General features: G+C 78.4%; 6 protein-coding genes and 1 pseudogene. 5 read left to right on the top strand and 2 right to left on the bottom strand.

Features of this window, described 5'->3' with window-relative positions:
- Positions 1-2: 2 nt before the first annotated feature.
- Together IEY96_RS32620 and IEY96_RS12855 are read left to right on the top strand one after the other, a co-directional pair.
- Positions 3-5507, top strand: coding sequence for a WG repeat-containing protein (locus IEY96_RS32620; protein ID WP_229791568.1), 5505 nt, complete (start codon positions 3-5; stop codon positions 5505-5507).
- A gap of 77 nt (positions 5508-5584) precedes the next feature.
- Entirely contained in the window at positions 5585-6583 is a 999-nt protein-coding gene (locus tag IEY96_RS12855) for an aldo/keto reductase family protein (protein WP_189195047.1), read from the top strand.
- Between the two features lie 106 nt (positions 6584-6689).
- On the opposite strand, the gene IEY96_RS12850 is transcribed toward IEY96_RS12855, so the two are convergent.
- Entirely contained in the window at positions 6690-7487 is a 798-nt protein-coding gene (locus tag IEY96_RS12850; protein ID WP_189195046.1) for a site-2 protease family protein, read from the bottom strand.
- Positions 7484-7684 carry a hypothetical protein gene (locus IEY96_RS12845; RefSeq protein WP_189195045.1) on the bottom strand — a complete coding sequence of 67 codons (201 nt, stop codon included), beginning with the start codon at positions 7682-7684 and terminating at the stop codon, positions 7484-7486. The genes IEY96_RS12850 and IEY96_RS12845 overlap by 4 nt, the downstream gene beginning before the upstream one ends.
- 125 nt (positions 7685-7809) lie before the next feature.
- Between IEY96_RS12845 and IEY96_RS33350 the strand changes: the two are divergent.
- From IEY96_RS33350 to IEY96_RS12830, 3 genes and pseudogenes are all read left to right on the top strand, one after another.
- Positions 7810-9150: pseudogene (locus tag IEY96_RS33350) on the top strand (serine/threonine-protein kinase); the annotation flags it as partial.
- Positions 9151-9909: 759 nt separating this feature from the next.
- On the top strand, positions 9910-11919 hold the full coding sequence (locus tag IEY96_RS12835; RefSeq protein WP_189195043.1) for a bifunctional adenosylcobinamide kinase/adenosylcobinamide-phosphate guanylyltransferase: 2010 nt from the start codon (positions 9910-9912) through the stop codon (positions 11917-11919).
- On the top strand, positions 11909-12682 hold the full coding sequence (locus IEY96_RS12830; protein ID WP_189195042.1) for an adenosylcobinamide-GDP ribazoletransferase: 774 nt from the start codon (positions 11909-11911) through the stop codon (positions 12680-12682). Before IEY96_RS12835 ends, IEY96_RS12830 begins: the two co-directional genes overlap by 11 nt.
- Positions 12683-12698: the final 16 nt, after the last annotated feature.

The raw sequence follows: 12698 nt of genomic DNA, 5'->3' as shown, positions 1-12698 counted from the left end.
CGATGAGCGGCTGGGACCGCTGGCGCGAGCTGGCCGAACCGTCCTGGGCGGCCGAGCCCACCCACGAGTGGCGGCCACAGTTCCCCGGGCAGCGCTATCCGGGCGACATCGGCCTCGAACACCTGACCCCGCCCGCACCGCGCGGCCGGTCCGGTGTGGTCGGCCGGGCCGAGGTGCGCCCCGTCAGCCCGGCGCCCGTGGGCGAGGACGCGTACCCCGTCAGCCCGGCCGGGCCCGACGATCTCGACCGGCGGCGCGGCCCGCACCCCGTCAGCCCTGCCGGTCCGGACGACGTCGACCGGCGGCGCGGTCCGCACCCCGTCAGCCCTGCCGGTCCGGACGACCTCGACCGGCGGCGCGGCGCGTACCCCGTCAGCCCTGCCGGTCCGGACGGCCTGGACCGGCGGCGCGGCGCGTATCCCGTCAGTCCCGCCGGGCCCGATGACCTCGACGGGCGGCGGGGTGGGCGGCCCGTCGGCGATGGGCGGTGGTCCGAGGACGGTTCCCGGCGCGGCGCGCCGGGCGAGCGGTACGACCAGCGGTGGGTGCGCCCGGAGCCGGCGCGCGGCACGGCGCCGCACCGGCCGGTCTCCCCCGCCCCGGAGCCGGGCTGGGTGGCGGAGCCGGGCGAGCACCCGCACCACGCGCCGCCGCGATCGGGGCGGCCCGACCAGCGCCGCGGGCCGGCGGACGGCCCGGCCGGTCCACCGCCCGGCGGGCCCATGGAGCGGCGCGAGGCGGCGTTCGACGGCCGGCGGGACCGGGCGTTCGACGGCCGGCGGGATCCGGCGTTCGACGATCGCCGGGATCCGGCCTTCGACGGGCGGCGGGGTCCGGCGTTCGACGATCGCCGGGAGGCGGCGTTCGGCGGTGGACGTGAGGTGGCCTTCGAGGGGCGGCGGGATCCGGCCTTCGACGGGCGGCAGGACCGGCGGGTGGCCGACCCCGGGCGTCCGGCGGACCGGCGCGACCAGGACGTGCCCGCTCGGCGGGACCAGGGCTTCGACGGCCGGCGCGACGCCGGCGTGGCCCGCCCGACCGACCGGCGGGAGCAGGACCTCGGCCGCCCGGGCGACCGGGGTTTCGACGGTACGCCGCGACGCGAGCCGGACCGGGGCTACGAGGGACCGCCGCGACGCGAGCCGGACCGGGGCTACGAGGGATCGCCGCGTCGCGAGCCGGACCGGGGCTTCGACGGCGCGCCGCGCCGGGACGCCGCCGCGCGCGCGGAGACGTACCGGGAGGCGCCCGAGGCCGGGCGCCGGCCGGTGGACCCGTACCGCGCCGATCAGGGCCGGTACGCCGAGCCGCGTCCCGCCGCGATCCGGCCGGAGGAGCGGTGGGACGGTCAGCGTCCCCCGGGCGACCGCGCCCGCCCGCACCACGAGGAGTGGCCGGTCGTCGAGCGGCGGCCGCGCACCGACCCAGCCGGGTACCGGCCCGACGAGCGGCACCGCCCGCCGGTCGACCGGCCCGGCCCCGACGGCCGCCCCGCGCGGCCGATGGACGACGCGGCCCGCCACGAGGGCCGTCGCCCCGACACGGTCGGTCCGCGCCCGGAGTCGGTCGGCCCGCGGCCGGAGTCGGTCGGTCCGCGGCCCGAGTTCCGGGCGCGGCCGGACGGGTGGCAGGGGCGGCCGGGCGAGCCCGGACCGGCCCGCCCGGGCAACGGATGGCGCCCGCCGGTCGAGCCGGCCGCGCGTACCCGCCCGGACGACCTGCGGGACCGGCCGGCGCGCCCCGACGAGGCCCGGCAGCAGCCCCAGCCCGGCGCGCGCCCGGACCAGGGACGGGAGGCGGCCATGCCGGCCGCCCCGAGCCGTCCCGGGGAGCGGCGGGACCGGCCTGTGGTGCCGCCCCCGCCGGCCCCGCCGCGCGTCGACGACGCCGACCGGCGGCCCGACGCCGACCGACGGCCTGTGCCGCCCGCGCGGCAGGACGAGCGGCTCATGCCCCCGGCCCGGCCGGACGAGCGGCCCACGCGGCCGGAGGAGCGACGGCAGCCGTCCCGGCCGGACGAGCGGCCCGCGCGGCCGGAGGAACGACGGCAGCCGGCGATGCCGGTCCCGCCGACCGGGCCCGACGAGGTCCGGCGCCCGCCGATGCAGCCGGCGCGCCCGGCGGCACCCACCTCCGGCGCGCCGGTGTCGGGGGCGCCGGTCGCCAACGTGCCCGTCTCCGGCATGCCCGTGCCGGGGGCACCCGTCTCGGGGCCACCGGTCTTCGAAACGCCGGTTCCCCACCGGCCGATCTCCGGCGCTCCCGTGTCGGGCGCTCCCGTCTCGGGTCCGCCGGTCTCCGGCGTACCCGTCTCGGGCGTACCCGTCTCCGGCGCTCCCGTTTCGGGGGCACCCGTCTCCGGTGTTCCCGTTTCGGGTCCGCCCGCCATCCCCGGTGACCGACCGGTGGCGGGCGATCGATCGGGCCGGCCGGCGGCACCGGAGGCGGCGAGCCCGCCGACCTATCCCACCGAGCGGCCACCGTTGGACGAGCGGGGCGACCGCCCGGCTCCGGCCGGCGCGCCGCCCGCCGCCAACCTGCGCGTCGAGTTCCTGCCCAGCCCCGCCGGCTCCTCGTCGCTGCCCGACCGTCCGGCTCCGGCCGACCGCGCCGAGCCGGCAGCGCGGACCGCGCATGGCCAGGAGGCCCCGCCGCGCCCCACCCCGGCACCGCAGGCCCGACCCGTCGACGAGCCGGCCCCGGCCGCACCGACGCCGGTCCGACCCGCGCCGCCCGCCTATCCCGGCCCCGCGGCCGCCCGGCCGGAGCCCACCGCCGTCCCGACCGCGCCCACCGAGGTCCCCCCGCCGGGCAGCACCCCCCGCCCGAGCACGCCCGTCGAGGACACCCGGCTGGAAAACACCCCCGATCCGAGCACGCCCGCCGAGGACCGCCGGCCGGGCGGTACCGCCGGCCCGACCACGCCCGCCGAGGCCGACCGGCCGGCGGGCGACGGCCGCGAGACCACATCCAGCCCCGAGTCGCCGGAGGCGGGCGACCAGGTGCCCGCACCGGTCACCGCCGGCGGGCACGGAGGGCGCGCCGAGGCCGCCGACCGGCCGGAGGACGCGGCGTCCGCGCGGCGCGCCGAGCCGGCGAACGGTGGCGCGGATGCCTGGTTCCGGCCGAAGGCGCCGGTGTCGCCGGACGCTCCGACGGAGGCGTCCGCCCCGGCGCTCGACGCCCCGCACGACGTCCCGGTACCCGACGCGACCGCGAACCGGCCAGAGCCGGAGTTGCCCGGCCCGGCGCGCGACGCTCAGGCCGTGGCCAGCTCGGAAACAGTCGCAGCCGAGCCGGAAAGGTCGGCCTCGGCCGCCGGCCTCCAGGCCGGATCGGGCTCGCGGGCCACGGGAACGCCGGAGCCGGCCGCGGCCGCCGGGATCGACGCGGCCCCGGCCACGCCAGTCGCGGAAGCCCCCGCGCCGAACCCGGCCAGGCCCGTTTCCGGAGCGCCCGCCCCGAACCCCGCCGCATCCGTCTCTGCGGCACCGGCACCGAGCCCGGCCACGCCCGTCTCCCCCACGCCTGCCTCCGGCGCGCCCGTTGCCGCCACACCCGTCTCCAGCCCGCCCGTCACACCCGTCTCCGCCACGCCTGTCTCCGGCCCGCCCCTCTCCGCCACGCCTGTCTCCGGCCCGCCGGCCCCCGGTCTCGCGGCGCCGGTTCCCAGGCCGCCCGTCGACGACCTCCCACCGCACACCGCCCCGGAGGCCACCGCCGCCCCGGCGCTCCCGGCTCGGCCCCCCGCCCAGCCCGACAGGGAAGGCCAGGCGGCCACCCCGGAGACGGCGCCCGCCCCGGTCCCGACGCCGCACCCGCCGACCCGAGCCGAGGTACCGGCCCAGGCGGCTACCCAGGGCACCACGACCCCCGACGTCGCCCCGCCGGCTCCGCGCACACCGGCCGACCCACCGGCACAGGCGGTGCGGGAGGCCGCCACACCGGCAGTCACGTCGCACGAGAGCGGCGCGACCCCCGACACCGCCCCGACGACCGTCCCGCACGAGCCGGCCCCCGCCCAGCCACGTGCGGTCCCGGACCCACCCGCCGACCAGGACGAGCCGGCGCCGGCACAGCCCACCACGGCCGTGGCGTCCACCGGGTCCACCCCGGCGGGGGACGCACCGCACACCCACGGAACGGAGAAGGGGGCGCCCGAGCCGGACGCCGACGCCGAGCCGCGGGAGTCCCGCCCGGTCGACCCGGAGCAGGCACTCGCCGCCATCCGCTGGCGGCTGCACCCGGAGACCCTCCGCGAGGAGGCCCCCGATCCCCCGGCGCTGCGGGAGATCCGGGACGGACTGACCACCAAGCTCGGCAGCGCGCTGGACAACCGCAGCCGCGCCCGGCTGCTCAGCCTGCGCTCGGTGGCGTCCCGGATCCTCGGCGACCTGGACGACGCCCTGGCCGACGCGCGGCTCGCCCTCACGTACGCGGAGGCCACCGGCGAGTTGCGGCGGACCGCGCTGGCCCGCGCCCGGCTGGCCGAGGTGCTGCGCTGGCGGGGCGAGCACGCGGAGGCCGACCGGCTCTTCGCTGAGGCCAACTCGCCGGAGCTGCCCGACCGGCTGCGCGCGGTGCTGCACGAGCACGCCGGCCGCTCCTGCTACGACCAGGGCCGGCTGACCGAAGCGTGCCTGCACTTCGAGCGGGCGCTGGACCTGCGCCAGGGCGAGGACCCGGAGCTGAACGCACGTACCACGCTGGCGCTGGACGCGGTCGCGGAGCGGGCCGCGACGGGCGGGTTCGGGCCGAAGCCGCGCAGCCGGGAGACGGTCCTGGGCGGCGAGCAGCACCCGGTGCCGACCTTCGACGAGGAGCAGGAGCTCTGGGGGTACGCGGACGCCGAGGGCGAGCTGGTGATCGGGCACCGGTACGCCGAGGTGCAGCCGTTCCGCGAGGGCCTGGCGTGGGTACGGCGCCCGGAGGCGTCCCGCTGGGCGCTGATCGACACCACCGGCGCGGCGCTGATCGAGGCGAACAACGGCTACCGGGCGGTGCGCTCGTTCTCCGAGGGGCTGTCCTGGGTGTCGATGGACGGCAAGGGCCGGTGGATGGCGGTCGACCGGACCAACATCGTGAAGATCCCGCCGGGTTACGAGGACGTCCGGCCGTTCCGGGGCGGCCTGGCGGCGGTCCGGCAGAACGGCGGCTGGGGCGCGGTGGACCGGACCGGCCAGGTGGTGGTGCCGACCCGATACCACGGTCTGAACACCGCGCTGGCCGACGGCCGGTACGTGGACGGTTTCACCGAGGACGGCCTGGCCGTGGTGGAGCTGGCCGGTCGCCGCGGGGTGGTGGACCGGACCGGCCGGGTGCTGGTCACGCCGGCGTACCCGACGTTGGTGGTGCACCCGGTGGCGTTCCTGGTCGGCGACGAGTCGGGCCGGTGGGGCGCGCTGGACCGGCGGGGCGAGCGGCTGATCGACCCGGTGCACCCGAGCCGGGCCGCCGTGGTGGCGGAGATCGACCGGTTGCTCGCCGACACCAGCCCGGTGCTCTGAGGCCCGGCCGCCCGGCTGAGCGTCACACCCCGTCGCGCCGCATGTCGACCATGATCGGGCGGGGCTAGGGTCGGGGCATGGAATTCCGACACCTAGGCCGATCGGGCCTGCTGGTCAGCGAGATCTCGTACGGCAACTGGATCACCCACGGGTCGCAGGTCGAGGAGGAGGCGGCGACCGCCTGCGTGCGGGCCGCCCTGGACACCGGCATCACCACCTTCGACACCGCCGACGTCTACGCCGGCACGAAGGCCGAGGAGGTGCTCGGCCGCGCGCTGAAGGGCGAGCGGCGCGAGGGGCTGGAGATCTTCACCAAGGTGTACTGGCCGACCGGGCCGGGCCGCAACGACCGGGGCCTGTCCCGCAAGCACATCATGGAGTCGATCAACGGCTCGCTGCGCCGCCTGCAGACCGACTACGTGGACCTCTACCAGGCCCACCGCTACGACTACAGCACCCCGCTGGAGGAGACGATGGAGGCGTTCGCCGACATCGTGCACTCCGGCAAGGCGCACTACATCGGCGTCTCCGAGTGGAAGGCGTCGCAGATCCGCGAGGCGCACGCGCTCGCCCGCGAACTGCGCATCCCGCTGGTCTCCAACCAGCCGCAGTACTCGATGCTGTGGCGGGTCATCGAGGCCGAGGTCATCCCCACGAGCGAGGAGCTGGGCGTCGGCCAGATCGTGTGGTCGCCGATGGCCCAGGGCGTGCTCTCCGGCAAGTACCTGCCGGGCCAGCCGCCGCCGGCCGGTTCCCGCGCCACCGACGAGAAGTCCGGGGCGGGCTTCATCGCGTCCTGGCTGAGCGACGACGTGCTCACCCGGGTGCAGCGGCTCAAGCCCCTGGCCGAGCAGGCCGGGCTGACCATGCCGCAGCTCGCCGTCGCCTGGGTGCTCCAGAACCCGAACGTCTCCTCGGCGATCGTGGGCGCGTCCCGGCCGGAGCAGGTGCACGACAACGTGAAGGCGGCGGGCGTGAAGCTCGACGCCGACCTGCTCAAGGCGATCGACGAGATCGTCGAGCCGGTCACTGAGCGGGACCCGGCGAAGACCGAGAGCCCGGCGCAGCGTCCGTGACGCTCTCCCCGGGCCGGCGCGATCTCCGCGCCGGCCCGGGCTCCCGCGGAGGTACGCGCACCGCGGAGAACCCCGCCGCTGCGCGCCGGCTCCCGCCCCCGGAGGGTCAGCCCCGCCAGAACCGGATCAGGTCGAGCCCGAGCACGTAGAGCTGGGGCGGCAGCCCGAGGAAGTCCGCCACGTCGAAGACGGCGCCGAAGAACCAGTTGCCGATCCGCGGGCTCCACAGCAGCGCGAACAACAGGATGAAGCCGTACGGGGCGAACAGGTCGTACATCCGCCGGTACTCGGGGCTCAGCCACGGCTGGATCATGTTGCCGCCGTCCAGGCCGGGCACCGGCAGCAGGTTGAGCACGCTGGCGGTGAGCTGGAGGAACGCCAGCAGCCCCACGCCCGCCCAGAACTCCAGCGGGCCGCCCGCGCCCAGGCCGATCCGCACGGCCAGCACCAGCAGCAGGGTGAACAGCACGTTGGTCGCCGGTCCGGCCAGGCTGACCAGGGTGTGCCGCAGCCGGCCGGGGATGGCGTGCCGGTCCACCCAGACCGCGCCACCGGGCAGGCCGATGCCGCCCAAAAGCACCACCACCACCGGCAGCACGATGGACAGCAACGGGTTGGTGTACTTGAGCGGGTTCAACGTCAGGTAGCCCCGGTGCGCGATGTCCCGGTCCCCGGCCCGGTACGCGACCACGGCGTGGGCGTACTCGTGCAGGCAGAGCGAGATCAGCCAGCCGGAGACCACGAAGAGGAAGACGTCGAACCGGACGTTGCCGAACCGGTTCCAGGTCATCACCCCGCTGGCCACGAAGACCGCGACCAGGGCGAGGAAGATCGCGCTGGGCCGGAACGCCGCCCGGGGCACCCCGAGCACCAGCGGGTCCCGCGGGCGCTCGTAGCCCGTCATTCGACCGGGGGCAGCAGGCTCATCCGGTACTCCACCCGGTCGTCCTCGAGGAGTGCGACGGAGGTGACGCCGGATGCCGCGAGCTCCCGCCAGGCCTGGCCGATCCACGATTCGGCGTCCGCCTGACTGGGGAACGACTCACCCGGCCCGTCGACCGAAGCGCCGTTCGTGCCCTCGTACCGCCAGCTCCACGCCATGCCGCGTCTCCCCTCGCCGCCGTCGCCCCTGGGACGGAAACCCCCGCAAGCCTAGTCGGCCCGACGCGGGACGGCCCGGCCGCCACATGGATCATGCCGACACCCCGGGCCGGTACGGTGACGCGGTGCTGACTCAAGGAGTGGTGCTCAGCGAGCGCTATCGGCTGGGCGAACGCATCGCGACGGGCGGCATGGGGGCCGTCTGGAAGTGCACCGACACCCTGCTGGGCCGCGAGGTCGCGGTGAAGGTGCTGCTGCCCTCGCTGGTCGCCGACCCCGAGTTCACCACCCGCTTCCACGCCGAGGCCCGGATGCTGGCCGCGCTGCGCCACCCCGGCATCGTCCAGGTGCACGACTTCGGCTCCGCGGCCCTCGCCGACGGCAGCCAGGTCAGCTACCTGGTGATGGAGTACGTCGACGGCGAGCCGCTGGTCACCTGGATCCGGCGCGCCGGCCGGCTCGACCCGGCGTCCACCATGTCGGTGGTGGCCCAGGCCGCGCACGCGCTGCACGCCGCCCACCTGGCCGGGATCGTGCACCGCGACGTGAAGCCCGGCAACCTGCTGGTCAAGCGGGACGGCACGGTGGTGCTGGTCGACTTCGGGATCGCCCGGGCCACCACCATGGCGGGCATCACGGCCGCGCACATGGTGCTGGGCACCGCCTCGTACATGTCCCCGGAGCAGGCCGCCGGCCAGCCGGTGTCGCCGGTCACCGACGTCTACGCCCTCGGCGCGGTGGCGTACTACTGCCTGGCCGGGCGGCCGCCCTTCGACGGCGACAACCCGCTCCAGGTGGCCATGCGGCACGTCCAGGACGAGCCGCCGGCGCTGGTCGGCACGCCGCCGGCCGTGGTCGAGGTGGTCGGCCGGGCGCTGGCGAAGCGGCCGGCCGACCGGTTCCCGAGCGCGCTCGCCCTGGCCGAGGCCGCCCAGGACGCCCGGGACGCCACCCTCGCCGGCCTCCCCGTCCCGCCCCGCCCGCCGTGGGCGGTGGCCGGGCCGGCCGTGCCGGGCCCGGCGGTCCTGCCGGCGCCCGCGCCGATCCCGGGCCCGCCCGGGGGTACGCCGCCCGCCGCGTTCCCGGCCGCGCCGCCCGCCGCGTTCCCGGCCGCGCCGCTCGCCGCGCCCGCGGCCTCGCCGCCCGCCGCCTCCGGCACCGACCCGGCCGCCCACGCCGCGACGCCCGGCCCCACCCCCACACCAGGCCCCGCCCCCACGCCCGGTCCCGCCTTTGCCGCTCCCGGGCACGCCTCCACGCCACCCGGGCACGCCTCCACGCCTTCCGGGCACGTTCCGCCTTACGGGCACATCCCGGCTCCCGGGTCCGTCCCGGCTTCCGGGCCGGTCTCCGCGCCGGGGCCGGCCTGGTCGGTCGGGGTCGCGCAGCCCGGGCCGCCGCCCGGCGGGTACGGCTCGGTGCACGACCGGCACGCCGGTTCGGGCGTACCGCCGACGCTGGAGGAGCCGGCCGAGCGCCGGGGGCGTGCCCGGGCGCTGGCGCTGGCCGGGGCGGCCGGGGTGGTGGTGGTCGCGGTGGTGACGGCGGTGGTCGTGGCGGCGGTGCGCTCCCCCGACGACACGGACGCGGGGCAGCGCCCGGCCGCGCTGACCGGGGAGTCCCCGGTCGCCGACCCCGGGCAGCCGGACGTCTCGGCCAGCGCCAGCGCCGGTGCCGGCGCCACCGCGGAGCCGACGCCCAGCCGTACCGGCCGGCCGAGCCGGTCGCCGTCGGCCACGTCGAGCCGCCCGGCGCCGGACGCCGGCGCCCCGTCGAGCGGGGACCCGGCGCCGACCACGGGCGCGCCCGCGCCGACCGCGAGCACGGCCGGCCCGAAGCAGCCGTACACGGCGGGGCAGGTGTGCGGCAGCGGCTACCAGGTGATCGACTCGGCGACGCTGACCGCCGGCGGGGTACGCCGGGGCCGGGTCTACCTGCTCTACAGCACCGCCTCCGGCACCAACTGCGTGGTCACCCTCAAGGACGCCGACGTCGGGCGGGCCACCACGGTGACCACGTACCTGGAGGTGCAGGGCAAGGCGCGGCAGACCGCGAGCGGCAGCTACCAGTACTACGCCGGGCCGGTGCGGGCGACCGCCGCCGGGGTCTGCGTGAAGTGGGGCGGGTCGACGGGCGGGGCCAGCTACGCCAGCCCGTTCGAGCACTGCGACTGAGCCGGCCGGGCCGGCGGGCGGCGACCCGCCGGACGGCTTTAAGGTACGGGCATGTCCGTTGACGGGTGGAACACCCTCCTGGTGCTCGGCGGTATCCGCTCCGGCAAGTCGGAGTTCGCCGAATCGGTGGTCGCCGACGCGCCCACGGTCCGGTACGTGGCCACCGCCCCCGCAGGGGACCCGGAGGACACCGAGTGGGCGACCCGCCTCGCGGCGCACCGGGCCCGCCGGCCGGGCAGCTGGACCACCGAGGAGACCGCGGCGGACCCCGGCCGGCTGGCCGAGGTGATCGCGGCGGCCGGGCCGAACGAGACGCTGCTCGTGGACGACCTGGGCGGCTGGGTGACCGTGCTGCTCGACCCGGCCCACCAGCCGGCCGACGACACGGCCACGATCGCCGAGCTGGCGGCGGCCGTCCGGGGCAGCGCCGCCCGGCTGGTGCTGGTGAGCCCCGAGGTGGGCCTGTCCCTGGTGCCCACCACGCCGCTGGGCCGGGCGTTCACCGACGCGCTGGGCGCGACCAACCGGGCGGTCGCCGACGCCTGCGACGCCGTCGCGCTCGTGGTGGCCGGGCAGACCGCCTGGCTGAAGCCGGCCGCCACCCCGACCACGCCGGCCCGGCCCGGCCGGGCGGACGTCCCGGCGCAGGCCGGCCCCGGCCAGGCGGGCGCCCCCGAGCAGGCGGGCGCCCCGGAGCAGGCGGCCCGCACCGAGGCCCGGCCGGCGGCCGGCGCGCCCGACGAGGCGCTGCCCGAGGTGCTCACCCCCGCCGCGCCGGCCGCCCCGGCACCGGCGCCGGGCGGCGCGGCCGGCCAGGCCGACTGGGCCGCGCCGACCATGGCGCTGCCGATGATCGCCACCGGCCTGGTCATCCAGCCCGGCATGGAACTGCCGATGCCCGACGACTACACCGGCCCGCAGGCGGTCGACCGGCTCGCCACCCTGGACATTCCCGGCGCGGGCCTCGGCGTGCTGGAGCGGGTGGTCGGCTTCGCCGCCGCCACCCAGGGCACCGCGACCCCGACGCCGTGGGGTGCGGTCCGGGTGCTGCTGCTGCACGGCGACCACGAGGGCGGGGCGTCGGCCGGCGCGACTCCCGGCGAGTCGGCCCGCCGCGCCCGGCAGGCGCGCGCCGGCAAGGGGGCCCTGGCCCGGCTGGCGGCCGAGAGCGGCGCCAGCCTCCAGGTGGTCGAGGCGCCCACCTCCGCCCCCATCGAGGAGGGTCCGGCGCTCACCGCCGAGCAGGTCGAGTCAGCCCTGCGCTACGGCTGGCGGCTCGCCGAGCAGGCCGCCGACGCGGGCGTACAGCTGCTGGTGCTGGCGGCGTGCGGAGCCGGCACCGAGACGGCCGCCGCGGCGGTGCTGGCGGCCACGGCCGGCGCGGAACCCCCGGCGGTCCTCGGCCGGGTGATCACCGAGCACGGCGAGTTCGACGACGCCGCCTGGATGGTCCGCTGCGCGGCGGTCCGGGACGCGCTGCACCGCACCCGGCGCTCTCCCCGGGAGGCCAAGGACGTGCTCGCCGAGCTGGGCGGTGGCGACGTGGCGGTGGCCACCGGCGTGCTGCTCGGCGCGACCGCCCGGCGCGTACCGGTGCTGCTGGACGGGCCGGTCGGGGTGGCCGCCGGCATGGTGAGCCGCGACCTGGCCGGGCAGGCCCGGCACTGGTGCCTGCTGCCCGACCACGGCGGCCGGCCCGGGGTTCGGCTCGCCGCCGACGTGCTGGGCCTGACCCCGCTGCTGGACCTGCGGCTCGACCTGGGCGAGGGGGCGACCGCGCTGGCCGCCCTGCCGCTGCTGCGCTCGGCCCTGTCGCTCGCGGCCGGCCTGCCCGTGCACCCGTCGCTCGGCGGCGGGGACGACGAGGACTTCACCGAGCCCGAACCGGCCGGCCCCGGGCCCACCAGCACGGAGCCGGAGTTCGCCGAGCCCGAACCGGCCGGGCCGGGGCCGACCAGCACCGAGTCCGAGCCGGAGTTCGCCGAGCCGGAGCCGGCCGGGCCGGGGCCCACCACGATCGGGCCGGACAAGCCGGTGGCCCCCGGCCGACGTGCCGACTGAGGTCCGGCTCGCCGACGGGATCCGGCTGGCGCTCACCACCTTCACCACGGCGCCGGTGCGCGCCGGCCGGGTGGACCGGGCCGCGGCCGGCGCCGCCATGGCGCTCGCCCCGGCGATAGGTGCGCTGCTCGGCGCGCTCCTCGGTGCCGTGCTGCTGCTTGCCGCGGCGGTCGCGCCCCCGCTGGTCGCCGCCGGGGTGACCGTCGCGCTGGGCGCGCTGCTCACCCGGGGCCTGCACCTGGACGGGCTGGCCGACACCGTGGACGCGCTCGGCTCCTACCGGCGCGGGCCGGCGGCACTGGAGATCATGAAGAAGCCGGACGTCGGCCCCTTCGGGGTGGTCGCGCTGGTGGTCGTACTCCTGCTCCAGGCCGCGGTGCTCGCGGAGCTGGCCGGGCGGTCCCGGCCGGCGGCGCTCGCGGCGGTGGTCGCCGCGACGGCGGCCGGCCGGCTGGGCGTCGCGCTGGCGTGCCGGCGCGGGGTGCCGGCGGCCCGGCCGGAGGGGCTGGGCTCGCTGGTGGCCGGCACGGTGGGGCCGGTCGCGCTGGTGGCCGGCACGGCGGCCGTCGCGCTGCTGGCCGTGCCGGCGGTGCCGGACCGCCCGTGGCAGGGGCCGCTCGCCGTGCTCGCCGCGCTCGCCGTCGCGGCCGGGCTGCTGCGGCACCTGGTACGCCGGCTCGGCGGGATCACCGGCGACGTGCTCGGCGCCCTCCTGGAGATCGTCACCACGCTGTCCTACCTGGGACTGGTGCTGTCCGGCTGAGCGTCACCCGTCCGGG

It is taken from the genome of Micromonospora fulviviridis, from assembly GCF_014648395.1.
Lineage (GTDB): Bacteria > Actinomycetota > Actinomycetes > Mycobacteriales > Micromonosporaceae > Micromonospora > Micromonospora fulviviridis.
The sequence above is the reverse complement of the archived record's forward strand: the minus strand, read 5'-3'. Positions and strand labels throughout refer to the sequence as shown.